This window comes from Streptomyces sp. NPDC001787, from assembly GCF_040297465.1.
Taxonomy (GTDB): Bacteria; Actinomycetota; Actinomycetes; order Streptomycetales; family Streptomycetaceae; genus Streptomyces.
This window is the reverse complement of record NZ_JBEOZE010000001.1, coordinates 563,783-588,045: the sequence shown is the minus strand read 5'-3', so window position 1 is coordinate 588,045 and position 24,263 is coordinate 563,783. Positions and strand designations below refer to the sequence as shown.

Sequence of the window (24,263 nt, the reverse complement as noted above, 5' to 3'; positions counted from 1 at the left end):
TCTCGTGAACATCCGCTTTTCGCTACCTGCGGCGACACTTCATCACGCAGGGTAGTGACATGAACTTCCACGGCGTCGAAGTGCGTCAGAGGGCACTCTCCCTACTCCGGTCCGGCGCGAAGGGTGCGGAAGTGGCGCGGCAGCTCAATGTGCCGCGCGGCACCGTCTCGTACTGGCTCCATATGGATCGGTCCAAGCGAGGTGAGTGCCCAGGCGGAGACAAACCACAGTGCCACCGGTGTGACCGTGTCCCCCTCGACGCATCCGCCTATTCGTATCTCCTGGCCCTGTACCTGGGTGATGGCCACATAAGCCAGTACGCCGAGCACCGGGTACCAAACCTCATGATCACTCTCGATGACTCCTGGCCTGGCATCCAGAGCGAAGCCGAGGCGGCAATCCGCAGGGTGTTCCCGGACAACGCGACATGCCGGGTACGCAAGACGGGTTGCCACAACATCAAGGTCTACTCCAAACACCTGCCCTGCCTGTTCCCTCAGCACGGCCCGGGCCGGAAGCATGAGCGTCGCATCGTCCTCGAACTCTGGCAGCAGGAGATCGTGGACGCGCACCCATGGGATTTCATCCGAGGTCTGATCCACTCCGACGGATGCCGGAATATGAACTGGACGACCCGTACGGTCGGCGGCGAACAGAAGCGGTACGAGTACGCGAGGTATTGGTTCACCAACGTCTCCGACGACATCCGTCAGCTCTACACCGACACTCTCGACAAGCTCGGCGTCGAGTGGAAGCACTGCACGCGCGGCGGGAAGGCGTACAACATCTCCGTCGCCCGACGGGCATCCGTAGCGCTCATGGATGCTCACGTCGGGCCGAAATACTGAGCTGCCCTACTTCGGGCTGTCGTCCTCGCCGATGTGGTGCACGCGGACCAGGTTCGTGGATCCCGCGACTCCGGGCGGGGAGCCGGCCGTGATGACGACCACGTCGCCCTTCCGGCAGCGGCCGATCCGCAGGAGTTCCTCGTCGACCTGGGCCACCATCGCGTCCGTGGAGTCCACGTGCGGGCCGAGGAAGGTCTCGACGCCCCAGGTGAGGTTCAGCTGGGCGCGGGTGGCCTCGTCGGGGGTGAAGGCGAGCAGCGGGATGGGCGAGCGGTAGCGGGACAGGCGCTTGACCGTGTCGCCGCTCTGGGTGAAGGCCACCAGGAACTTCGCGCCGAGGAAGTCGCCCATCTCGGCTGCCGCGCGGGCGACGGCGCCGCCCTGGGTGCGGGGCTTGTTGCGTTCGGTGAGGGGCGGGAGGCCCTTGGCGAGGATGTCCTCCTCGGCCGCTTCGACGATGCGGGACATCGTGCGGACGGTCTCGACGGGGAACTTGCCGACGCTGGTCTCGCCGGAGAGCATCACCGCGTCCGTGCCGTCGATGATCGCGTTGGCGACGTCGGAGGCCTCGGCGCGGGTGGGGCGGGAGTTGTCGATCATCGAGTCGAGCATCTGTGTGGCGACGATGACCGGCTTGGCGTTGCGCCGGGCGAGTTTGATGGCGCGCTTCTGGACGATCGGGACCTGTTCCAGGGGCATTTCGACGCCGAGGTCGCCGCGGGCGACCATGATGCCGTCGAAGGCGGCGACGATGTCGTCGATGTTGTCGACGGCTTGGGGTTTCTCGACCTTGGCGATGACGGGGAGGCGGCGGCCTTCCTCTTCCATGATGCGGTGGACGTCGTCGATGTCGCGTCCGCTGCGTACGAAGGAGAGGGCGATGATGTCGGCGCCGATGCGCAGGGCCCAGCGGAGGTCGTCGATGTCCTTTTCGGAGAGTGCGGGGACGGAGACGGCGACGCCGGGGAGGTTGAGTCCCTTGTGGTCGGAGACCATGCCGCCTTCGATGACGGTGGTGCGGACGCGGGGGCCGTCGACCTCGGTGACTTCGAGGGTGACGCGGCCGTCGTCGACGAGGATGCGTTCGCCGGTGGTGACGTCGGCGGCGAGGCCGTCGTAGGTGGTGCCGCAGGTGGTGCGGTCGCCTTCGTGGGGTTCGACGGTGATGGTGAAGGTGTCGCCGCGTTCAAGGAGTACGGGGCCTTCGCGGAAGCGTCCGAGGCGGATCTTCGGGCCTTGAAGGTCGGCGAGGATGCCTACGCTGCGGCCGGTCTCTTCGGATGCTTTGCGTACACGGTGGTAGCGCTCTTCGTGTTCGGCGTAGGTGCCGTGGCTGAGGTTGAAGCGGGCGATGTCCATTCCCGCTTCGACGAGTGCCTTGATCTGGTCGTACGAGTCGGTTGCGGGGCCCAGGGTACAAACGATTTTTGCTCGGCGCATGGTTTGAGCCTAGACCTTACCTACGGGTAGGTATTTGGCTCCGTATGACACCTCAACAACCTTTGGATGAAGGGTTATTGACAAGTGTTGAATTGTGCACGGGGGTGCTCCGATGAGCGTTTCAGTGGAGCGGGGGCGGGTCGAGGGTGAAGGAGGCTTCGACGTGTGCGTCGACGTTCTGGCGTACGGGTTCGAGGTCGATGGGGGTGGCGGCGTCGGCCATTTCGGTGGATGCGGCGGCGCTGAAGGGGACGGCGTGGTGGGCGAAGCCGGCGCGGGCGGCGCGTCGGCCGGTTCCGGTGTCGGTGTCGGTGAGTTCGAGGAGGGCGCCGAGTCGGGTGTTGAGGGCTTCGGCGTATTCGCGAGCGCGTTGGAGGGCTTCGTGGACGGCTTGGCGGCGGGCGGCGGCGTGGACGGGTGAGTGGGGGCGCAGGTCCCACCAGGGGCCGTCGACGCGGGTGAGTTCGTGGTCGGCGAGGCGGGCGGTGAGTTCGCCGAGGGCGGTGAAGTCGGTGAGAGTGGCGCTGAGTTGTACGTGTCCGTGGTAGGCGCGGATGCGTTCGCCGCGGCCGTGGCGGGTGAGTTCGGGGCTGACGGAGAGGGTGCCGGTTTCGAGTTTTTCGACGGCGTCGCCGTAGCTCTTGATGAGGTCGATGGCTTGGGTGTTGCGGCGGGTGAGGTCGTCGAGGGCGGTGCGTCGGTCGGTGCCGCGGGCGGTGACGGTGATGGTGATGCGGGCGGTTTCGGGGTCGGCTTCGAGGTGGGCTTCGCCGCGGACGGTGAGGCGGGGGGTTTGGGGGGTGCCGTAGGGGCGGGGTGCGGTGTGGTCGGTCATGTGTTCACTGTGGCATGGGGGTGTGGGGGCTGGTGGTCATCAGATCGAAACCTGCGCGGGGTGTTGCGGGGTGTGGTTGCTGGGCCAGAATCTACGCGCGTTGCCCGACTGAACGAGGAGTAAGAATGCCGTTGAACCGTAGGACGTTTCTGGGCCGTTCGGCTGTTGCCGGTGCGGGTGTGGCGATGGCGGGCGGGGCTGTCGTGGGGGCTGCCGGGGCTGCGGAGGCGAAGGGTCGTTCCGGGCACGGTCATGGTCATGGCCGTCCGGTGAAGCGGTACTCGTTCACGGTGATGGGCACGACGGATCTGCATGGAAATGTCTTCAACTGGGACTATTTCACGGACAAGGAGTTCGACGATCCGGCGCACAATGATGTGGGTCTGGCGAAGATCTCGACGTTGGTGGATCAGGTCCGGAAGGAGAAGGGCCGCCGGAATACGCTGCTGATCGATGCGGGTGACACCATTCAGGGCACCCAGTTGTCGTACTACTACGCGAAGATCGATCCGATCACGGCGCGGCGCGGTCCGGTGCATCCGATGGCGCAGGCGATGAACGCGATCGGGTACGACGCGGCGGCGCTGGGGAATCATGAGTTCAATTACGGTATTCCGGTGCTGCGGAAGTTCGAGGAGCAGTGTGATTTTCCGTTGCTCGGTGCGAATGCGTTGGATGCGAGGACGTTGCGTCCGGCGTTCGCTCCGTATGTGATGAAGCGGTTGCGTACTCCGCACGGCCGTGATGTGCGGGTGGCGGTGCTGGGGTTGACGAATCCTGGTATCGCGATCTGGGACAAGGTGAATGTGGGCGGGAAGATGGTGTTCCCGGGTCTTGAGGAGCAGGCGGCGAAGTGGGTGCCGAGGCTTCGGTCGATGGGTGCGGATGTGGTGATTGTTTCGGCGCATTCGGGTTCGTCGGGTACGTCGTCGTACGGGGATCAGTTGCCGCATGTGGAGAATGCGGCGGGTCTGGTGGCGGAGCAGGTGCCGGGGATCGATGCGATTCTGGTGGGGCATGCGCATCTGGAGATTCCTGAGCATTTTGTGACGAACAAGGAGACGGGTAGGCAGGTTGTTCTGTCGGAGCCGGCGAAGTGGGGTCAGCGGCTGACGCTGTTCGACTTCGATCTGGTGTGGGAGAAGGGGCGCTGGTCGGTCGAGAGGGCCGGGGCGCAGGTGCTGAACTCGAACACGGCGGTGGAGGACCGGAAGGTGACGTCGCTGTTGCGGGACGAGCACCGGAAGGTGGTGGCGTATGTGAATCAGGTCATCGGTACGTCGGTGGTGGCGATGTCCACGGCGGAGGCGGCGTGGAAGGACGAGCCGATCATCGATCTGATCAATGTGGTGCAGGCGGAGACGGTGCGGGCGGCTCTGGCGGGTGGTGAGTACGCGGCGTTGCCGGTGTTGTCGCAGGCGTCGTGTTTCTCGCGGACTGCGGCGATTCCTGCGGGTGATGTGACGATTCGGGATGCGGCGGGTCTGTATCCGTTCGAGAACACGCTTGAGGCGCGGTTGCTGACGGGTGCGCAGCTGAAGGATTATCTGGAGTATTCGGCGAAGTATTATGTGCGGACGGCGGCCGGTGTTCCGGTGGATACGTCGAAGCTGACGAATGCGGACGGCACGCCGGATTATAATTATGACGCGGTTTCGGGTGTGACGTATGACGTCGATATCGCGAAGCCGGTGGGTTCTCGGATCGTGGGTCTTTCGTTTGAGGGGAAGGCGATCGATCCGGCGGCGCAGTTTGTGTTCGCGGTGAATAATTATCGGGCGAGTGGTGGGGGTAACTTCCCGCATGTGCCGGGTGCGAAGCAGCTGTGGGCGAATTCGGATGAGATACGGAATACAATCATCGGCTGGGTGCAGGCGAAGGGGTCGGTGGATCCGGCTTCGTTCGCGTCGGTGGGGTGGCGGCTGACGCGGGACGGTGTGCCGGTGTTCTAGGTCCGCGGCCGGGTCGGGGTTCCCGGTCCGGGTTCGGGTTGGGGTGTGGGGCGGCCGCCCTCGGTTGATGCCGGGGGCGGCCGTTTTTGTGTGTGCTGGTGGGGTCAGTTGCCGTGGGCGAGGGGGATGAGTGCGTGGCCCTGGGCGGGGATCCGGGGGTTGTGCTGGGGGGTGAGGCCGAAGGTGGTGAAGGCGGTGCGTTGTGGGAGGGGGTAGGGGTCGGTGCCGGTGAGGTTGTTGAGGATGGTGGCGCTGCGCCAGGCGGCGAGTCCGAGGTCGGGGGCGCCGACGCCGTGGGTGTGGCGTTCGGCGTTCTGTACGTAGACGTGTCCGGTCACGGTGGGGTCGAGGACCAGGCGGTACTGGTCGTCGATGCGGGGGCGGCGGGAGGCGTCGCGGCGCAGGTAGGGGCCGAGGCTGTCGAGGAGGCCGTCGAGGGGGCGTTCGCGGTAGCCGGTGGCGAGGATGACGGCGTCGGTGGTGAGGCGGGTGCGGGTGGCTTGCTGGGTGTGTTCGAGGTGGAGTTCGACGCGGGTGGTGGCGACGCGGCCTGCGGTGCGTACGGAGACTCCGGGGGTGAGGGTGGCGTCGGGCCAGCCGCCGTGGAGGGTGCGGCGGTAGAGCTCGTCGTGGATGGCGGCGATGGTGTCGGCGTCGATGCCTTTGTGGAGCTGCCATTGGCGGGGGACGAGTTCGTCGCGGGCTGATTCGGGGAGTGCGTGGAAGTAGCGGCTGTAGTCGGGGGTGAAGTGTTCGAGGCCGAGTTTGGAGTACTCCATGGGGGCGAAGGCTTCGGTGCGGGCGAGCCAGTGGATCTTTTCGGCTCCGGTGGGGCGGGCGCGGAGGAGGTCGAGGAAGATTTCGGCGCCTGATTGTCCTGAGCCGATGACGGTGATGTGTTCGGCTTTGAGTAGTTGTTCGCGGTGCTGGAGGTATTCGGCGGAGTGGATGACGGGGACGGATTCGGCTTCGGCGAGGGGTTTGAGGGGTTCGGGGACGAAGGGTTCGGTGCCGATGCCGAGGGCGATGTGGCGGGTGTAGGCGCGGCCGAGTGCTTCGGCTTCGCCTTCGGTGTCGAGTTGGGTGAAGTCGACTTCGAAGAGGGCGCGGTCGGGGTTCCAGCGGACGGCGTCGACCTGGTGGCTGAAGTGGAGTCCGGGGAGTTGTTCGCTGACCCAGCGGCAGTAGGCGTCGTATTCGGCGCGTTGGATGTGGAAGCGCTCGGCGAAGTAGAAGGGGAAGAGCCGGTCGCGGGTGCGTAGGTAGTTGAGGAAGGTCCAGGGGCTCGCGGGGTCGGCGAGGGTGACGAGGTCGGCGAGGAAGGGGACTTGGAGGCTGGCGCCGTCGAGGAGGAGTCCGGGGTGCCAGTGGAAGGCGCGGCGTTGTTCGTAGAAGGTCGCGGCGAGGGGGCGGGGGTTTCCGGGGGCGGTGGGGATGCCGTGGGCGAGGGCGGCGAGGGAGAGGTTGAAGGGGCCGATGCCGACGCCGACGAGGTCGTGCGGCTGGTCGGGGTCGAGGGCGGGCCGGTCGGTCATCGGGGGGTGTCGCCTTCTGTGCGGGGGGTCGTGGGGTTGGTCACCGTGTGGGGGGTGGGGTTGTGGGGGTGGGTGAGGTCGGTGGTGACGTTGTTGACGAGGTCGAGGAGTGCGTGGAGGTCTTCGGGGGTGGTGTGGGGGTTGAGGAGGGTGGCTTTGAGCCAGAGTCGGCCGCTGGTGTGGGCGCGGCCGAGGACGGCGTGGCCGCGGTTGAGGAGGGTGCGGCGGATGGTGGCGACGGTGAGGTCGTCGGCGTCGGTGGGGCGGAAGAGGACGGTGCTGATGGTGGGGTGGTCGTAGAGGTCGAGGGTGGGGGTTTTGGTGATGAGGTCGGCGAGTTGGTGGGCTGCGGTGAGGGTGCGGTCGATGAGGTCGGCGAGTCCGGTGCGGCCGAGGGCTTGGAGGGTGACGGCGATTTTGAGGGCGTCGGGGCGTCGGGTGGTGCGGAGGGAGCGGCCGAGGAGGTCGGGGAGGCCGGCTTCGGTGTCGTCGTCGGCGTTGAGGTAGGGGGCGTGGTGGTGGAGGGGGGTGAGGTGGTGGTGGTCGGGGACGGCGAGGATGCCTGCGGATGCGGGTTGCCAGCCGAGTTTGTGCAGGTCGAGGGTGACGCTTTGGGCGCGGTCGAGGCCGTTGACGCGGTTTTTGTGGGTGGGGCTGAAGAGGAGTGGGCCGCCGTATGCGGCGTCGATGTGGAGTTCGGCGTCGTGGGTGGCGCAGAGGTCGGCGATGTCGTTGAGGGGGTCGATTTCGCCGGTGTCGGTGGTGCCTGCGGTGGCGACGACGAGGAGGGGGCGGTGGAGTTGGGTGAGGGCGGTGTCGAGGGCGGCGAGGTCCATGACGCCGGTGGGGGCGGGGATGATGACGGGTTCGGGGAGGCCGAGGAGCCAGGTGGCGCGGGTGATGCTGTGGTGGGCGTTGGCGGCGCAGATGGTCTGGACGGGGCCGTGGCGTTCGCGGGCGAGGAGGAGTGCGAGTTGGTTGGCTTCGGTGCCGCCGGTGGTGATGACGGCGTCGGGTGAGCCGGTGTGGGGGTAGATCTCGTTGGCGAGTGCGGTGGTGAGGTCGGCTTCGAGGGCGGAGGCGGCGGGGGCCTGGTCCCAGGAGTCCATGGAGGGGTTGAGGGCGCTGGCGGCGAGGTCGGCGGCTGCGGCGAGTGCGAGGGGTGGGGTGTGGAGGTGGGCGGCGCAGTGGGGGTGTGCGGGGTCTGCGGCGCCTTCGGTGAGGGCGGTGACGAGGGTGCGCAGTGCGTGGTGGGGGCCGGTGCCGTGGTCGGGGATGAGGGGGTGGGTGGCGGTGCGGGTTCGGGGGGTGACGGTGTCGGGTCCGCCTGCGGGGAGGGGACCGTTTCTGCGGGTGGCGCCGTCGTGGAGGGCGGTGAGGACGGTGTCGAGGAGGGGGCGCAGTGCGGCGGGGCCTGCGGTGCCTCCGGCGAGCGGTGGGGTGGGCATGGGCGGGGTGGTCCTTCGGGTACGCGGGGGTGGGCATGCCAGCTTGTACGGGATTTGTGGTGGCGCGGCCGAAGAGCCCAACGATCTGAACTCGAAAGGGGTACTGGCCATGGGTGTGGGCCCGTTGCCGGTGGTTCAGGTGGTATGGGTGTGCGGTTTTGGGATGGGTGTGCGTGTGGGTGGTGTGGGGGTCGGGTGTGCCGGTGGTGTCCGGGCATGGGTGTGCCCGGGGCCCCTCGGTGCTGAGGGATCCCGGGCACGGGTGACGCGGGTGGCACGGGTGGCGCCGGTCGTGCGGGGAACGCCGGTCGTGCGGGTGGTGCGGGTGGTGCGTGGTCGGCCGGATGTGGTCAGTGGGCGTTGCGTACGGCGAGGGCCCGGCGCAGGTCGTCGAGCTGGTCGGTCAGTTTGCGGCGGAGGGCGGGGATGAGGGCCTGGTCCTCCAGGGCGCGGGTGCCGAGGTCGAGGTTGTGGGTGTCGATGGCGTACGCGGGGAAGGCGTAGCGTCCGACGGCTTCGGCGATGACGGGTCCGCGGCGGGCGGCGAGTGCGGTCGCTTCGGGGTAGTAGCGGGTGACGTATTCCTGTACGAGGTCGGCCTGTTCGGGCTGCCAGAAGCCCTGGGCGGTGGCGGTGAAGAGGTAGTTGGACAGGGTGTCGTCGGTGAACAGGGCGTGCCAGGCGGCGGCTTTGGTCTCGGGGGTGGGCAGGGCGGCGCGGCAGCGGGCGGCGCCTTCCCGGCCGGTGGCGCTGGGGTCCTGGGCGAGTTCGGCGGCGATGGTGGCTTCGTCGGTGGCGCCGAGGACGGCGAGGCGGGTGAGGATGCGCCAGCGGAGTTCGGGGTCGAGTTCGGGGCCGCCGTGGACGGTGCCTCCGGTGAGCCAGTCCTGGATGGTGTCGGGCTGGGTGGCGGCGTCGATGAAGTGGCGTACGGCGATGAGGCGGAGGCCGGGGTCGGTGCCGTCCTCGGTGCGGCGGATGAGGTCGCGGCAGAGGGCGGTGAGGGTGGCGAGGGCGGCCGGCCGGTCGGTGGGGGTGAGGTAGCAGGGGGCGATGTGGGTGGCGGCGAAGCCGAGGACGCCCTGGACGAGGGCGAGGTCGGTTTCGTGGGGGAGGTGGGTGCGGGCGGTGGTGAGGTAGGTGGTGGGGTCGAGGTCGCCGTCGCGGACCATGTCGCGGGCGGTGTTCCAGATGACGGCGCGGGTGAGGGCGTCGGGGATGCCGGAGAGGCCGGTGAGGGCGGCGTCCCAGGAGGCGCTGTCGAGGCGGATCTTGGCGTAGGTGAGGTCGCCGTCGTTGAGGACGACGAGGTCGGGGCGGCTGCCGGGGAAGATGGTGGTGGCGGCGGGGTCGGTGGGGATGTCGAGTTCGAAGCGGTCGCGCGGGGTGAGGTGGCCGGGGCCGCCGCGGGTGTCGAGGGTGCGGTCGTAGGTGCCGACGGTGATGCGGTGGGGGCGGCTGCCGTCGCGGTCGACGGTGAGGGACCAGGTGTTGTCGGTCTCGGTCACGTCGGCGGTGAGGGTGTCGGCGCCGGTGGTGCGCAGCCATTGTGCGGCCCAGGCGTGGACGTCTCGGTCGGTGGCGGAGGCGAGGTTGTCGATGAAGTCGGCGAGGGTGGCGTTGGCGAACTTGTGCCGGGCGAAGTGGGTGTTGATGCCGGCGAGGAAGTCCTTCTCGCCGAGCCAGGCGACGAGTTGGCGGAGTGCGGAGGCGCCCTTGGCGTAGCTGATGCCGTCGAAGTTGAGGAGTGCGGAGGCTGTGTCGGGGACGGCGTCGGGGTCGGGGGCGACGGGGTGGGTGGAGGGGCGCTGGTCGGCGTCGTATCCCCAGCCCTTGCGTGCGACGCCGAAGTCGACCCAGGTGTCGGTGAAGCGGGTGGCTTCGGTGAGGGTCTGGTAGCCCATGTATTCGGCGAAGGACTCGTTGAGCCAGATGTCGTCCCACCAGGAGAGGGTGACGAGGTCGCCGAACCACATGTGGGCCATCTCGTGGGCGATGATCATGGCGCGGGTCTGGCGTTCGGTGTCGGTGACGGCGGAGCGGTAGATGAATTCGTCGCGGAAGGTGACGAGGCCGGGGTTCTCCATGGCGCCCGCGTTGAATTCGGGGACGAAGGCCTGGTCGTAGGAGTCGAAGGGGTAGGGCTCGTCGAACTTCTCGTGGTACCGGTCGTAGCAGGCGCGGGTGATGTCGAGGATCTCGTCGGCGTCGGTGTCGAGGTGTTCGGCCAGGGAGCGGCGGCAGTGGATGCCGAAGGGCAGTCCGGCGTGTTCGGTGGTGATGGAGTGCCAGGGGCCCGCCGCGACGGCGACGAGGTAGGTGGAGATGAGGGGGGTGGGGGCGATGGTCCAGTGGCCTTGGCCCGTGCGCTCGGCGATGCCGTTGCCGAGGACGGTCCAGGTGGTGGGGGCGGTGACGTTGATCTGGAAGACGGACTTGAGGTCGGGCTGGTCGAACGCGGCGAAGACGCGTTGGACGTCTTCCATGAAGAGCTGGGTGTAGACGTATGTCTCGCCGTCGGTGGGGTCGGTGAAGCGGTGCATGCCTTCGCCGGTGCGGGAGTAGTGCATGGCGGCGTCGACGTGGAGTTCGTGGGGGCCCGCGGTGAGGGCGGTGAGGGGGTAGCGGTTCTCGGTGAGGAGGCTGGGGTCGAGGGGTTGTCCGTCGAGGCTGAGCGAGCGCAGGGTGGCGGGCTTGACCTCTACGAAGGTGTCTCCGGCCGTGTGGGCGGTGAAGTGGATGACGGTGCGGGAGTCGAAGGTCTCCTCGCCTGCGGTGAGATCGAGATCGATCGTGTACCGGTGTACGTCGAGGTTCTGGGCTCGGGTCTGCGCTTCGTCGCGCGTCAGTACGGACATGGATCCATGCTGCCGTACGGGGTCGGGGCCGTGCAGGCGGGTTCTCCGGCAGGGATACGGGTGGGGCTGCGGGAGAGCCGTGGGAGCATGCCCGGCCGGGCCCGGCGGTGGCGGGCCCGGTCGGGCGGGGGCGGAGCCCGGTCGGGCGGTGGCGGGGCCCGGTCGGGCGGGGTCAGGTCAGGTGCCGGCCCTGTCGGCGCTGCCGCCCGCTCCGCATCCGGGGGCCGGGGCTGTCCCGGTGGCCGCGTGTTCCGATGCGTCCGCGATGCGTTCGTGGTGGCGGATGACTTCGGCCACGACGAAGTTCAGCAGCTTTTCCGCGAAGGCCGGGTCGAGTCTGGCGTTCTCCGCGAGCTGTCGCAGGCGGGCGATCTGCCGGGCTTCGCGGTCCGGGTCGGCGGGCGGGAGCTTGTGCTCGGCTTTGAGGTGACCGACCTGCTGGGTGCACTTGAAGCGTTCGGCGAGCATGTGGATGACAGCGGCGTCGATGTTGTCGATGCTGTCGCGCAGCCGCTTCAGTTCCGTGCGTACGGACTCGTCGATGTTGCTCTTGGTCATGGTCGTCGAGCTTAGAGGCTGTCCACCTGGGGAGCGGTCCGAGGGCTTGGGGTCTCAGGTGCTGATCGTGGGCGGATTCTCCGGGTCGGGGACCTGGTCGCTCCAGCCGCCGGGGACGTTGCGGCCCTGTTGTTCGCGGAAGCGGACGGGGGCGGTGCCGACGCGGCGGGCGAAGAGCCGGGAGAAGTAGGCGGGGTCGTCGTAGCCGACGCGGCGGGCCACGGCGGCGACCGGCAGTTCGGTGGCCGCGAGGAGTTCCTTGGCGTGGCCCAGCCGGATGCCGAGCAGGTAGTCCTTGGGGCTGCAGCCCGCGCCGCGTCGTACGGCGGTGCGCAGTTCGGCGGGTGTCATGCCGTGGCGGGCCGCGTGTTCGGCGACGGAGAGCGGCTGGAACGCGTCGCGTGCCAGGGCCTGGAGTACGGGGTCGCCGTCGGGTCCGATGTCGGCGCGGGCGCGGCGCAGGGAGACGAGGAGTTCGTGGACGGCGGCGCCGGTCTCGACTTCGAGGAGCGGGTTGCCCCTGCGGGCGGCGCGGACCATGCGGCCGATGGCGGCGCGTGGGCCGGCGGTGTCGGAGAGGGGGACGAGGGGGCGGTCGGGTTCGATGTAGCCCAGCTCGGTGTAGGTGCCGGTGGCGGGCCCGGTGAAATCGACGAAGCTCTCGTCCCAGCCGGTGTCCGGGTCGGCGCCGTAGTGGTGGGGGGTGCCGGGGGTCAGCCAGATCAGGCTGGGGCCGGTGACGGGTGTGCGGCGGCCGTCGGGGCCGCTGAACCAGCCGCTGCCGGAGTTGATGATCACGGCGACGTGGTGGTCGAGGGTGCGGGGGCCGACGGTGGGCAGGGCGCCGTGCTGGAGGCCGACCCCGAGGCAGACGAGGCCCAGGCGGTGGTGGAGCGGGCTGGGAGTGAAGAAGCGCATCCAGGTGTGGTACATCGGCCTGCCTTCCTCCCGGGCTCTGTCGTGCATCTCGTTGTGTCCAAACAGCAGTGATCTTTGTCCATGGACCGGGTCGGCGCCAGAGGGTGAAGCTGGGCGCACTATTTCACCCGGGGTGACCCGCGGCGCACAGGAGAGTACGAGCACGATGGCTGACTTCACCGTGGGGGACGACCACTTCCGGCTCGACGGGAAGCCCGTACGGCTGCTGTCGGGGGCTCTGCACTACTTCCGGGTGCATGAGGAGCAGTGGGACCACCGGCTGGCGATGCTGCGGGCCATGGGGCTGAACTGTGTCGAGACGTATGTGCCGTGGAATCTGCATGAGCCGCGTCCGGGCCGGTTCCGGGATGTGGCGGCGCTGGGACGGTTCCTGGACGCGGCGGAGCGGGCCGGGCTGCTGGCGATCGTGCGGCCGGGTCCGTACATCTGTGCCGAGTGGGAGAACGGTGGCCTGCCGGTCTGGGTGACGGGGCGGTTCGGCCGGCGGGTGCGGACCCGGGACGCGGATTATCTTGCGGCGGTGGAGCGGTGGTTCCGGGAGCTGTTGCCGCAGGTGGTGGCAAGGCAGATCACCCGGGGCGGCCCGGTGATCATGGTGCAGGTGGAGAACGAGTACGGGAGCTACGGCACCGACTCGGTGTATCTGGAGTGGCTGGCGGGGCTGCTGCGGCAGTGCGGGGTGACGGTGCCGCTGTTCACGTCGGACGGGCCGGAGGATCACATGCTGACGGGCGGCTCGGTGCCCGGTCTGCCGGCGACGGCGAATTTCGGTTCGCAGGCGCGTGCGGGGTTCGAGGTGCTGCGCCGCCATCAGCCGAAGGGGCCGCTGATGTGCATGGAGTTCTGGTGCGGCTGGTTCGAGCACTGGGGCGCGGGGTCCGTCGTACGGGATCCGGCGCGGGCGGCGGACGCGCTGCGGGAGATCCTGGAGTGCGGGGCGTCGGTCAACATCTACATGGCGCACGGTGGGACGAACTTCGCGGGCTGGGCGGGGGCCAATCGTTCCGGTCCGCTGCAGGACCAGGAGCTTCAGCCGACGGTGACGTCGTACGACTACGACGCGCCGGTCGATGAGTACGGGCGGCCGACGGAGAAGTTCTGGCTGTTCCGGAAGGTGCTGGCGCAGTACGCGGACGGTCCGCTTCCGGAGCTGCCGCCGGAGCCGGCCGGGCTGCGGGGCCGGGTGCGCGCGGCGTTGACGGAGTGGGCGCCGCTGGGGGACGTGCTGGAGGCGCTGGGTGATCCGGAGACGGCGGAGCTGGGTGCCGCGCCGACGTTCGAGGAGCTGGGGGTGGATCGTGGGCTGGTCCGTTACCGGGTCGGTGTTCCGGGTCCGCGCCGGCCGTACGCGCTGGGGGTCTCGGGTCTCCGGGACCGGGCGGTGGTGTACGTGGACGGGGTGCGGGCGGGGGTGCTGACCGAGGAGCGGGGCACGCTGGACGAGCCGGTGGCGGGTCCCGCGGAGGTCGAGCTGTGGGTGGAGTCGCTGGGCCGGGTCAACTACGGGCCGCGGCTGGGTGAGCCGAAGGGCATCACGGGCGGGGTGCTGCACGAGCGGCAGTATCTGCACGGGGTGCGGGCCCGGGGGCTGCGGCTGGACGCCTTCGAGTCGGCGGAGGCGGTGGCGGCGGTGCCGTTCACGACGGTGCCGTTCGCGGCGGAGCCGACCGGTACGACCGGTACGACCGGTACGACCGGAGCGACCGGAGCGACCGGAGCGACCGGTACGACCGGGCTGTTCCGGGGGACGTTCGAGGTCGCGGATGCGGTCGACGCCGCTCATGCCGGGCTGGAACTGCCGGGCTGGACGCGCGGCTTCGTCTGGGTGAACGGCTTCTGTCTGGGCCGGTACTGGTCCGCGGGTCCGCAGGAGACGCTGTATGTGCCGGGCCCGGTGCTCCGCGCGGGCACCAACGAGGTGTGGGTGCTGGAGCTGGAGGGTGCGGGCGGGCCGTTCGTGGAGCTGGGCCCGGGGGTGCCCGTCCGGACGGGCACCCCCGGGGTGGATCAGCTGTGATCACGCACCGGGGTCAGAGTGTGGCGGCCGCGGAGGCGATGGCGGAGGCGAAGGTCGAGACCTCGGTGTAGACGCCGGGGTAGCCGGCGCGTGCGCAGCCCTCGCCCCAGCTGACGATGCCGACCTGGATCCAGGCACCGGCGTTGTCCTTGCGGAACATCGGGCCGCCGGAGTCGCCCTGGCAGGTGTCGACGCCGCCGGTGTCGATGAGGCCGGCGCACAGTTCCTCACCGGGGACGAGGTCGCTGCCGTACGCGTCCTGGCAGTCGGCGTCGGAGACGTAGGGCACGCTCGCCTTGAGCAGGTAGCGCTGCTGGGCGCCGCCCTCGGTGGCGGCACCCCAGCCGGCGATGGTGAAGTCGCCCTGGTTGTACGCGGTGCTGGTGGCGATCTTCAGCGTCGGCTGGTTGATCGGCTTGGCGAGCTTGATCAGCGCCCAGTCCTTGCCCTTGCCGTTGTAGCCGGGGGCCTGGAGGACCTTGGTGGACTTGACCTTGACGGCGCTGGAGGACTGGAGGTCGACGACTCCGGCGGTGGCGGTGATCGAGGTGTTGTTGCCCGATCCGTCCACGCAGTGGGCGGCGGTGAGGACGATGTCCTTGGCGTAGAGCGCGCCGCCGCAGCCCATGGAGAGCCGGACCATGAAGGGGAACTCGCCCTGGGCGGCCCGGGTTCCGCCGACGACGGGGTTGGGGGCGGCGGAGGCGCCGGAGGGCTGGAGGCTGACGGTCGCGAGGGCCACGGCGGCTATGACGGAACATCTTTTCAGCGCGCGCAGAAGCTGCTTCAACGGACTGCCTTCTTTCGTGGGGGGTGCTGAGGGGGGTTGCTGTGAGGGTCGTACGGCGGTTGGTGTGGGACATCGCCGTACGGGTGCTGCTGTGGGGTGCGTGCTCCGGCCGGAGGGTCGCCATCCAACATTTTCGGCATGACCCCGACAAGAGTGATCCGATTATCGGGATCCGATAACCGCGGCCACAAGGCGCACTTTCCGGCCAAGATCATCAATGTGCCCGCCCACGCACGCGTCCCTCCCCCGCCCGTCCCCGCGTCCGCCCCTGCCTCCGCCCGTCCCCCCGGCGCCCCCGCACACCCCCGTCCGCCCGTACGCGGTCGGCATACAGTGGAGGTCCGTTGAACGTCACGGATGGGGGTTCTGACGTGGCGAACGACAGTCCGGTCGTCCATGGGTTTCCGCACCTCGACGCCGTCAGGTCCGCGATCACCGCGCTGTACCGGCGCCTCTCGTACGACGGTGTGCACGCCTACGCCACCAGCCTGGTGCCCTCCGACGCCGCCTTCCCGGACCTGGACGACCTGTATCCGGGTGCCCAGCGGGTGGCGGGGGCACTGGTCCGGCATCTGCGTCTCCCGGAGGCCCGCATGATCGTCGGCTTCCGGCGGATGGAGCACGCGGCAAGCGTCGAACTCGCCGCCGGACCCGAGTACTTCATCGAACTCAATGACCGATTCCGTACGCATCGCAGGGACATCGGGGCCGCGCTCTCGCACGAGATCACCCATGTGCTGCTGCACCGGCTCGGCCTGGAGCTGCCCGGCACCCGCGACAACGAGATCCTCACCGACACCGTGACGACGTACCTCGGTGCGGGCTGGCTGCTGCTCGACGCCTTCCGCGAGGACGCCCTGTCCAGCCAGAAGCTCGGCTACCTCACCCCGGAGGAGTTCGGGTACGTCCTGGCCAAGCGGGCGCTGGCGTTCGACGAGGACCCCTCACCGTGGTTCACCAGCCCGCAGGCGTACTCCGCCTACATCCGGGGACGGGCGCTGGCCCTGCGCGATCTGCGGCAGCCTCCGCTGGCGGCGGCCGGGTGGGCGGCCCGCAGGCGCTACGCCAAGGACCGGCGGTACGCCGCGGACCACCCGGGCACGGCCGCGGACCCCGGTGTCCCGTACGCCTTCGAGGGGGGCGGCGGCGAAGCCCTGCGGGTCTCCTTCGCCTGCCCCGGCTGCCACCAGCGCATCCGGGTCCCGGTCCGCGGCCGGGTACGGGCCAGGTGCGGGCTGTGCCGCACGGTCCTGGAGTGCGACACCTGAGGCGGACGCCGTGGCCCGGGGGCCGTCGCGGCCACCGTAGGGTCGAAGCATGACGGAAGAGCCTATCGGGGACGAACAGAGCCTGTTCGAAGCCTTGTACGTGAGTGAGGACGCCGTCGTACGGGCGCTGCGCGCGGGGGCCGGGGCCGATTCCCGCGACACGGACGGCACGACGGCGCTGTATCTCGCGTCGGTGCAGGACCTGCCGGGAGCGGTACGGCTCCTGCTCGCGGCCGGGGCCGACCCGGACCGGCCGAGCGGCCCCGAAGCGGGCGATCTGCCGCTGTGCGGAGCCGCGTGCGGCGGGCACACCGAGGTGGTGGCGGCCCTGCTGTCCGCCGGGGCACGGCCGGATCTGGCCGAGCAGTTCGGGTTCACGGCGCTGCGCTGGGCGGTCGGGCTCGGCCACGCGCCGATCGTGGAGCTGCTGCTCGCCCATGGCGCCGACCCCCATCTGCCCGGCCCGGAGGGCGAACCCCCGCTGGTGCTCGCGGCCCGGCGCGGATCGGTCCGGACCGTGCGGGCGCTGCTGGACCATGGGGCGGGGAGCTGGGCGGGGGCAGTGGAGTGGGCGCTGACCCAGGCACGGCGGATGCTCGGCGTGGACGTGGAGCGGCAGTTGCTGCGGGGGCTGGAGGAGGCGCACGGCTCCGGGTTCGACGCGCTGACCCGCCGTGACCTCGTGAACGGCGAGGAGACGTTGACGGTGGAACTGCTGCGCGACGGGGTGCCGTTCGCCGGGGCGGACTGCCAGACGGGGCACGAGGAGATCGCGGAGCTGCTGAACGCCGCGAAGTGAGGGGTACGGGGCCGGGCGTGGGAACGCCCCCGGGTCCGGCCATCGGAACCAGGGGCTCCGGATGATCGGCCACCAACGGAACCAGAGGCTCCGGATGATCGGCCACCGCCGACGCCGACCGCTCGGCCACCGGCAACGGCTGCTCTTCCGTCGGCGCCGGCTGCTCCGCCGCCGGAACCGGGCGCCCCGGATTCGCGGGCTTCATCGTGCCCCGTAGACCGGCCTGGCCGGCTCCGCGTCGGCCAGCAGGCGGCGGGCCGCGGCGCCCGCCTCGGCCGGGGACCAGCGTGCGCCCCGGTCCGCGGTGGGCCCCGGGCGCCAGCCCTCCATGACGGTGATCCGGCCCGCCTCGGCCTCGAAGACGCGTCCGGTGACCCCGGCGCTCGCGGCCGAGCCGAGCCACACCACCAGCGGCGACACGTTCTCGGGGGCCATCGCGTCGAAGGCCCCCGGCTCAGGCGCCGCCATCGTCGCGGCGAAGGTCTGCTCGGTCATCCGGGTACGGGCCGCCGGGGCAAGGGCGTTGACCTGGACTCCGTACCGTCCCAGCTCCTCGGCCGCGACCAGGGTGAGGCCGAGGATCCCGGCCTTCGCGGCGGCGTAGTTGCCCTGTCCGACACTGCCGAGCAGCCCCGCGCCCGAGCTGGTGTTGATCACCCGGGCCTCGGGGGTGCGGCCGTTCCTGGACTCGGCCCGCCAGTGGGCCGCCGCGTGTTTCAGGGGCAGGAAGTGACCCTTGAGGTGGACCCGCAGCACCGCGTCCCAGTCGTCCTCGTCGAGGTTGACCAGCATCCGGTCCCGCAGGAAGCCCGCGTTGTTGACCAGGGTGTCGAGCCGGCCGAACGCCTCCAGTGCCGTGGTGACCAGCGAGGACGCGCCCTCGGTCGTGGCGATGTCGCCCCGGTGGGCGACGGCCTCACCGCCCGCCGCCACGATCTCGTCGACGACCTGCCTGGCGGGTCCGGCGCCGCCCCCGCGCCCGGCCGCCCCGTCGGCTCCGCTCTCCGCTCCTCCCTCGCGCGCTCCCCCGTCGCGCGTTCCCCCGTCACCCGCGAGTCCGACGCCGAGGTCGTTGACGACGACCCTGGCCCCTTCGGCGGCGAAGGCCAGGGCGTGGGCCCGGCCCAGTCCCCGCCCGGCGCCCGTCACGGCGACGACGCGGCCCGCGCAGAGTCCGGCACTGCTGGTGGTCATCTCGGCTCCCCTGGTTGGCGATGCGGTGGCCGGCTGCTACCTTCCACCTAACAAATGTTTGGTGGAAAGGTAGCTGATCCGCTCATGGGTGTCTCCACCTCACGGCCCGCCGAGGGCGTCCTCGCCGTCACCGTCGACTTCCCGCCCGTCAACGCCCTGCCGGTGCGGGGCTGGTACGACCTGGCCGACGCACTGCGCGCGGCCGGCCGCGACCCCGGCGTCCGCTGCGTGGTGCTGACCGCGGCGGGGCGCGGCTTCAACGCGGGTGTCGACATCAAGGAGATCCAGCGCGACCCCGGTCAGGACGCCCTGATCGGCGCCAACCGCGGCTGCTTCGAGGCGTTCGCGGCGGTGTACGAGTGCGAGGTGCCGGTCGTCGCCGCGGTGCACGGCTTCTGCCTCGGCGGCGGCATCGGGCTCGTCGGCAACGCCGACGCGATCGTGGCGAGCGAGGACGCCACCTTCGGGCTGCCGGAGCTGGACCGCGGCGCGCTGGGTGCGGCCACCCATCTCGCGCGGCTGGTTCCCCAGCATCTGATGCGGACGCTGTACTACACCTCACGCACCGTCACGGCGGCCGAACTGCACGCCCACGGCTCGGTCTGGCGGGTCGTCCCGCGCGACGCACTGGCCGCGGCGGCGCTGGAGCTGGCCGGGGAGATCGCCCGCAAGGACGGGCATCTCCTGCGGCTCGCCAAGGCGGCCATCAACGGCATCGATCCCGTGGACGTGCGCCGCAGCTACCGCTTCGAGCAGGGCTTCACCTTCGAGGCCGGACTCAGCGGCAGCGCCGGCCGTGTCCGCGACACCTTCGGCAAGGAGGCACGAACGTGACCGACAAGACGATGACACCCGAGGATGTCGTCGCCCGGCTCCGCAGCGGGATGACGATCGGCATCGGGGGCTGGGGGTCGCGCCGCAAGCCGATGGCGCTCGTACGCGCCCTGCTCCGGTCCCCGGTCACCGATCTCACCGTGATCTCCTACGGCGGCCCCGATGTCGGCCTGCTGGCCGCCGCGGGCCGGATCCGCACCCTGGTCGCCGCGTTCGTCACACTCGACTCGGTCCCTCTCGAACCGCACTTCCGCGCGGCCCGGCAGCAGGGGGCCTTCGAACTGCGGGAGATCGACGAGGCGATGTTCATGTGGGGTCTGCACGCCGCCGCGAACCGGCTGCCGTTCCTGCCGGTGCGGGCGGGGCTGGGATCCGATGTGATGCGGGTCAACCCCGGTCTGCGTACGGTGACTTCACCGTACGAGGACGGCGAGGAGTTCGTCGCGATGCCGGCCCTGCGGATGGACGCGGCCCTGGTCCACGTCAACCGGGCCGACCGGCTCGGCAACGGCCAGTACCTGGGCCCCGATCCGTACTTCGACGACCTGTTCTGCGAGGCCGCCGACACCGCGTACCTCTCCTGCGAACGGCTCGTCGCGACCGCCGAGCTGACCGAGGGGGCCGCTCCGCAGACCCTCCTGGTCAAGCGGCACTCCGTCACCGGCGTCGTCGAGACGCCGAACGGGGCGCACTTCACCTCCTGCGTGCCCGACCACCCCCGCGACGAGGCGTTCCAGAAGGCGTACGCCGCGGCCGCCGCCGACCCCGGGGCCTGGGCCGCGTTCAGCGAACGCTTCCTGCCCGCGCGGGGCGACGAGAAGAGCTACCAGAGCGCCGTCCGGACCTGGCACGAGGAGCAGATGTGAGCACCGAAGCCGCTGCGGGGACCGTCACCCGGGCCGAGTACTGCGTGATCGCGTGCGCCGAGGCATGGCGCGGCGACGGTGAGGTGCTCGCCAGTCCGATGGGCCTGATCCCGTCCCTGGGTGCCCGTCTCGCCAAGCGCACCTTCTCCCCCGATCTGCTGCTCACCGACGGCGAGGCGTTGATCGTCGGGCTGGACGGCACTCCGGAGGGCTGGCTGCCCTACCGTCAGCATCTGGCCATGGTCACCGGCGGCAAGCGGCACGTGATGATGGGCGCGAGCCAGATCGACCGTTTCGGCAACCAGAACATCTCCTGCGTGGGCGACTGGGAGCGGCCGGCCCGCCAGTTGCTGGGCGTACGCGGCGCACCGGTCAACACCCTGAACAATCCGGTCAGTTACTGGGTTCCTCGGCATTCGCTCCGGGTGTTCGTCGAGCGGGTCGACATGGTCTGCGGAGTGGGGTACGACCGGGCCGCGGCGGCGGGTCCGTCCGCGACGCGCTTCCACCGCATCCCGCGGGTCGTCAGTGATCTCGGGGTCTTCGACTTCGCGACCCCGGACCGTTCCATGCGGCTCGCCTCGCTGCACCCGGGTGTCACCGTCGGGCAGGTCCGCGAGGCCACCGGTTTCGCGCTGACGGTCGCGGACGACGTCCCCCCCACCCGTGAGCCGACCGCCGGGGAGCTCCGTCTGATCCGTGAGGTCATCGACCCCGCGGGCGCCCGTGAGCGCGAGGTGCGGTCCTGATGCGTACGGCCCTCACCGAACTCGTCGGCGTCCGGTATCCGATCGTGCAGACCGGGATGGGCTGGGTCGCCGGTCCCCGGCTGGTCACCGCCACCGCGCGGGCGGGCGCTCTCGGGATCCTGGCCTCCGCGACGATGACGACGGACCAGCTGCGCGCGGCGGTCCGGGAGGTCAGGTCGCGTACCGACGCGCCGTTCGGCGTGAATCTGCGGGCGGACGCGGGGGATGCCCGGGAGCGGGTCCGGATCATCATCGACGAGGGGGTCCGGGTGGCGTCGTTCGCGCTGGCCCCGTCGAGGGAGCTGATCGCCGAGCTGAAGGACGCGGGGGTGGTGGTCGTCCCGTCGATCGGGGCCCGGCGCCATGCGGAGAAGGTCGCGGCGTGGGGTGCGGACGCGGTGATCGTGCAGGGGGGCGAGGGCGGCGGGCACACCGGGGAGGTGGCGACGACGGTCCTCCTGCCCCAGGTCGTCGACGCGGTGGACATCCCGGTGGTCGCGGCGGGCGGCTTCCACGACGGCCGGGGGCTGGTCGCGGCGCTGGCGTACGGGGCGGCGGGCATCGCGATGGGGACCCGGTTCCTGCTGACGTCGGACTCGACCGTCCCGGACGCGGTGAAGGCGCGTTATGTGGCCGCGGGTGTCAGGGACATCACGGTCACCACGGCGGTGGACGGGCTCCCGCACCGGATGCTGCGTACGGACATGGTGGCCGCCCTGGAGCGGGCGGGGCGGGTACGGGCGCTGGCGCAGGCGGTGCGCAGGGCGTCGGGTTTCCGGCGGATCTCCGGACTGAGCTGGCCCCGGATGCTGCGCGAGGGGCTGGCGGCGAAGCACGGGAAGGATCTGACCTGGAGCCAGATGCTGCTGGCCGCGAACACGCCGATGCTGCTGAAGGCGTCCATGGTGGACGGCCGTACGGACCTCGGGATCATGGCCTCGGGCCAGGTGGCGGGCCTGATCGAGGACCTGCCGAGCGTGGCGGAACTGGTGGAACGGATCATGGGCGAGGCCCGGGAGGCCCGCGCGGCGCTGCCGTAGGGGTGCGGAGAGGGGCGGGGCCGGGCGGCAGTCCCGAAGGTCCGCGCCCCGCCCCGCCCCGTACAGGTGCCGGCTGCCGGTCAGGCGGCCCGGCGGCCACGCGCGGGGGCTCCGCCGCGGCCCGAACCGCTACGGCCGGCTCCGGTACGGCCGGTTCCGGCGCCACGGGACTCGCCGCCCGAACGTGCGCCACCGTTGCCGTTGCCGCCACCGCCGCGTACGGAACCGGTCGCGGCGCCGCGGGACTCGCCGCCGCCTCCCGCGCCCTGTGTGCCTCCGGCGCCGCCACCGCGGCGACCGCGGCCCCGGCTGCCCGAGCGGAAGCCGCCGCCGGTGCCCGCGCCCGCCGCCCCGCCCGTCCGCGTGCGCGGCTTGGGCTGGGTGGGCTGGGGGACCTCGACGACGACCGCGACACCGGACGGCTCGCGCGCACCGGTGATCCGGCTGAGTTCCTCGTCGCTCGACTTGATGCGGGTGGTGCGCGGGGCGATGCCCGCGTCCTGCATCAGCCGGGTCATCTCCCGCTTCTCCTCGGGCAGCACCAGCGTCACGACGCTGCCGGACTCCCCGGCGCGCGCCGTGCGCCCGCCGCGGTGGAGGTAGTCCTTGTGGTCGGTGGGCGGGTCCACGTTGACGACGAGGTCGAGGTCGTCGACGTGGATGCCGCGGGCCGCCACATTGGTCGCGACGAGCGCGGTGACCTGGCCGTTCTTGAACTGGTCCAGGGTCCTGTTGCGCTGCGGCTGGGACCGGCCGCCGTGCAGTGCGGCTGCCCGGACACCGCTGGCGAGCAGCCGCTTGGCGAAGCGGTCGGCGGCGCGCTTGGTGTCGACGAACATGATCACCCGGCCCTCGCGGGCGGCGATCCTCGTGGCGACGGCCTTCTTGTCCGTCTCGTCGGCGACGTGGAGCACATGGTGCTCCATGGTGGTGACCGCGCCGGCGGACGGGTCGACGGAGTGCACGACCGGGTCGGTGAGGAACATCTTGACCAGCCGGTCGATGTTCTTGTCGAGGGTCGCGGAGAACAGCATCCGCTGTCCGTCCGGCTCGACCTGCTTGAGCAGCGCGACGACCTGCGGCATGAAGCCCATGTCGGCCATCTGGTCGGCCTCGTCGAGGACGGTGATGGCGACCTGGTCGAGGCGGCAGTCGCCGCGCTCGATGAGGTCCTTGAGCCGGCCGGGCGTGGCGACGAGGACCTCGGCGCCCCGGCGCAGTGTGCCGGACTGCTTGCTGATCGACATGCCGCCGACGACGGTGGCGAGCCGCAGGTTCACGGAGGTCGCGTACGGGGTGAGGGCGTCGGTGACCTGCTGGGCGAGTTCGCGGGTCGGGACGAGGACGAGTGCCAGCGGCGCGCGGGGCTCGGAGCGGCGTCCGGCGGTGCGGGCGAGCAGGGCCAGGCCGAAGGCGAGCGTCTTGCCGGAGCCGGTGCGTCCGCGGCCGAGGATGTCCCGGCCGGCCAGCGAGTTCGGCAGGGTGGCGCCCTGGATGGGGAAGGGCTCGGTGACGCCCTGTGCGGTGAGGGTCTTCAGCAGCGCCGCCGGCATGTCCAGCTCGGCGAACGCCTCGACCGCGGGCAGCGCGGGGGTCATGGTCTCCGGCAGGGCGAACTCGCCCTGGGGCGGGGTGGCGCGGCGGCGGGCGGGTGCCTTGCCGGAGCCGCGGCCGGAACCGGAGCCCTTGGCGTTCGTCTGTGCCGGGGCCGGGCCTCGTCCCCTGGTCGGTCGGGTGCGGGCCGGTCGGTCCTGGCGTTCGAAGCGGGTCATACGGAATTGCCCTCCTGGGGGATTCCTGGGGTTACTGCGGGAATGCTGAGGGACTGACTGGCGGACTGCTCGATGTGCGCCCCAGGATGCAGCACATGGCAGGGTGTCCCCCGGACAGCACAAACCGGGGCCCGCACCTTCACGGTGCGGGCCCCGGTTGCGAGGTACGCGTCCGGCAATTAGGCCGGGACGATGTTCTCCGCCTGCGGGCCCTTCTGGCCCTGCGTGACGTCGAAGGAGACCTTCTGGCCCTCCTGGAGCTCACGGAAGCCCTGGGTGGCGATGTTGGAGTAGTGGGCGAAGACGTCGGCGCCGCCGCCGTCCTGCTCGATGAAGCCGAAGCCCTTTTCCGAGTTGAACCACTTCACGGTTCCAGTAGCCATGTCAATCTCCTAAAAGAGGTGCAGTGCCGGAAATTCGCACTTTACGAATTCCAAGTCGCCGCATTGAGCCCCACCCGGAGAAAGCCGGAAAACAATAAAGCGCCTGAGGAAGCATTCCCGTCAGGCGCACATAAAGTT

The 24,263-nt window shown here is 70.3% G+C and carries 20 protein-coding genes; 9 read left to right on the top strand and 11 right to left on the bottom strand.

Annotated elements, in window-relative coordinates:
* Positions 1 to 59: 59 nt before the first annotated feature.
* Positions 60 to 848 carry a helix-turn-helix domain-containing protein gene (locus ABT170_RS02505; protein WP_351863533.1) on the top strand — a complete coding sequence of 263 codons (789 nt, stop codon included), beginning with the start codon at positions 60 to 62 and terminating at the stop codon, positions 846 to 848.
* Between the two features lie 6 nt (positions 849 to 854).
* Here ABT170_RS02505 and pyk read toward each other — a convergent pair whose 3' ends face one another.
* Entirely contained in the window at positions 855 to 2,288 is a 1,434-nt protein-coding gene (pyk, locus tag ABT170_RS02500; protein WP_351863531.1) for a pyruvate kinase, read from the bottom strand.
* Positions 2,289 to 2,409: 121 nt separating this feature from the next.
* A complete protein-coding gene (locus ABT170_RS02495; RefSeq protein ID WP_351863529.1) occupies positions 2,410 to 3,123 on the bottom strand; it encodes an SIMPL domain-containing protein in 714 nt (237 codons plus the stop codon).
* 125 nt (positions 3,124 to 3,248) lie between these two features.
* Between ABT170_RS02495 and ABT170_RS02490 the strand changes: the two genes are divergently transcribed.
* Entirely contained in the window at positions 3,249 to 5,075 is a 1,827-nt protein-coding gene (locus ABT170_RS02490; protein WP_351863528.1) for a bifunctional metallophosphatase/5'-nucleotidase, read from the top strand.
* A gap of 104 nt (positions 5,076 to 5,179) precedes the next feature.
* Here the strand turns inward: ABT170_RS02490 and ABT170_RS02485 are convergent, their stop codons facing one another.
* The 5 genes from ABT170_RS02485 to ABT170_RS02465 all read right to left on the bottom strand — a co-directional run bounded on the left by ABT170_RS02485 (position 5,180) and on the right by ABT170_RS02465 (position 12,407).
* Positions 5,180 to 6,610 (bottom strand): lysine N(6)-hydroxylase/L-ornithine N(5)-oxygenase family protein, encoded by a 1,431-nt coding sequence (locus ABT170_RS02485; RefSeq protein WP_329945758.1) that lies wholly within the window; start codon positions 6,608 to 6,610, stop codon positions 5,180 to 5,182.
* On the bottom strand, positions 6,607 to 8,058 hold the full coding sequence (locus ABT170_RS02480) for a pyridoxal phosphate-dependent decarboxylase family protein (RefSeq protein ID WP_329945757.1): 1,452 nt from the start codon (positions 8,056 to 8,058) through the stop codon (positions 6,607 to 6,609). Before ABT170_RS02480 ends, ABT170_RS02485 begins: the two co-directional genes overlap by 4 nt.
* Before the next feature lie 350 nt (positions 8,059 to 8,408).
* Positions 8,409 to 10,916 (bottom strand): aminopeptidase N, encoded by a 2,508-nt coding sequence (gene pepN, locus ABT170_RS02475; RefSeq protein ID WP_351863525.1) that lies wholly within the window; start codon positions 10,914 to 10,916, stop codon positions 8,409 to 8,411.
* A 177-nt stretch (positions 10,917 to 11,093) separates the two neighbouring features.
* Entirely contained in the window at positions 11,094 to 11,474 is a 381-nt protein-coding gene (locus ABT170_RS02470; RefSeq protein WP_329945755.1) for a chorismate mutase, read from the bottom strand.
* A 54-nt stretch (positions 11,475 to 11,528) separates the two neighbouring features.
* On the bottom strand, positions 11,529 to 12,407 hold the full coding sequence (locus tag ABT170_RS02465; RefSeq protein ID WP_329945754.1) for a helix-turn-helix domain-containing protein: 879 nt from the start codon (positions 12,405 to 12,407) through the stop codon (positions 11,529 to 11,531).
* A 151-nt stretch (positions 12,408 to 12,558) separates the two neighbouring features.
* On the opposite strand from ABT170_RS02465, the gene ABT170_RS02460 reads away from it, so the two are divergent.
* Positions 12,559 to 14,430: a glycoside hydrolase family 35 protein gene (locus tag ABT170_RS02460; protein ID WP_351863523.1), complete on the top strand. Its 1,872-nt coding sequence runs from the start codon at positions 12,559 to 12,561 to the stop codon at positions 14,428 to 14,430.
* A 13-nt stretch (positions 14,431 to 14,443) separates the two neighbouring features.
* On the opposite strand, the gene ABT170_RS02455 is transcribed toward ABT170_RS02460, so the two are convergent.
* Entirely contained in the window at positions 14,444 to 15,220 is a 777-nt protein-coding gene (locus tag ABT170_RS02455; RefSeq protein ID WP_329945752.1) for a S1 family peptidase, read from the bottom strand.
* Positions 15,221 to 15,591: 371 nt separating this feature from the next.
* On the opposite strand from ABT170_RS02455, the gene ABT170_RS02450 reads away from it, so the two are divergent.
* Complete coding sequence (locus ABT170_RS02450) at positions 15,592 to 16,488, top strand: hypothetical protein (RefSeq protein WP_329945751.1); 897 nt, start codon at positions 15,592 to 15,594, stop codon at positions 16,486 to 16,488.
* A 49-nt stretch (positions 16,489 to 16,537) separates the two neighbouring features.
* Positions 16,538 to 17,287, top strand: a complete 750-nt coding sequence (locus ABT170_RS02445) for an ankyrin repeat domain-containing protein (protein ID WP_351863520.1) — start codon at positions 16,538 to 16,540, stop codon at positions 17,285 to 17,287.
* Between the two features lie 201 nt (positions 17,288 to 17,488).
* Here ABT170_RS02445 and ABT170_RS02440 read toward each other — a convergent pair whose 3' ends face one another.
* Positions 17,489 to 18,481 (bottom strand): SDR family oxidoreductase, encoded by a 993-nt coding sequence (locus ABT170_RS02440; protein ID WP_351863518.1) that lies wholly within the window; start codon positions 18,479 to 18,481, stop codon positions 17,489 to 17,491.
* Positions 18,482 to 18,565: 84 nt separating this feature from the next.
* On the opposite strand from ABT170_RS02440, the gene ABT170_RS02435 reads away from it, so the two are divergent.
* Genes ABT170_RS02435 through ABT170_RS02420 form a run of 4 tightly spaced genes read left to right on the top strand, consistent with a single transcriptional unit; the run spans position 18,566 to position 21,970 of the window.
* Complete coding sequence (locus tag ABT170_RS02435) at positions 18,566 to 19,315, top strand: enoyl-CoA hydratase family protein (protein WP_329945748.1); 750 nt, start codon at positions 18,566 to 18,568, stop codon at positions 19,313 to 19,315.
* A gap of 11 nt (positions 19,316 to 19,326) precedes the next feature.
* On the top strand, positions 19,327 to 20,181 hold the full coding sequence (locus ABT170_RS02430; protein WP_329945765.1) for a CoA transferase subunit A: 855 nt from the start codon (positions 19,327 to 19,329) through the stop codon (positions 20,179 to 20,181).
* A complete protein-coding gene (locus ABT170_RS02425; protein ID WP_329945747.1) occupies positions 20,178 to 20,930 on the top strand; it encodes a CoA-transferase subunit beta in 753 nt (250 codons plus the stop codon). Before ABT170_RS02430 ends, ABT170_RS02425 begins: the two co-directional genes overlap by 4 nt.
* Complete coding sequence (locus ABT170_RS02420; protein WP_351863515.1) at positions 20,930 to 21,970, top strand: NAD(P)H-dependent flavin oxidoreductase; 1,041 nt, start codon at positions 20,930 to 20,932, stop codon at positions 21,968 to 21,970. Before ABT170_RS02425 ends, ABT170_RS02420 begins: the two co-directional genes overlap by 1 nt.
* Before the next feature lie 80 nt (positions 21,971 to 22,050).
* On the opposite strand, the gene ABT170_RS02415 is transcribed toward ABT170_RS02420, so the two are convergent.
* Together ABT170_RS02415 and ABT170_RS02410 are read right to left on the bottom strand one after the other, a co-directional pair.
* Positions 22,051 to 23,742, bottom strand: coding sequence for a DEAD/DEAH box helicase (locus ABT170_RS02415; RefSeq protein ID WP_329945745.1), 1,692 nt, complete (start codon positions 23,740 to 23,742; stop codon positions 22,051 to 22,053).
* A gap of 179 nt (positions 23,743 to 23,921) precedes the next feature.
* Entirely contained in the window at positions 23,922 to 24,125 is a 204-nt protein-coding gene (locus ABT170_RS02410; RefSeq protein WP_015607926.1) for a cold-shock protein, read from the bottom strand.
* Positions 24,126 to 24,263 lie beyond the last annotated feature (138 nt).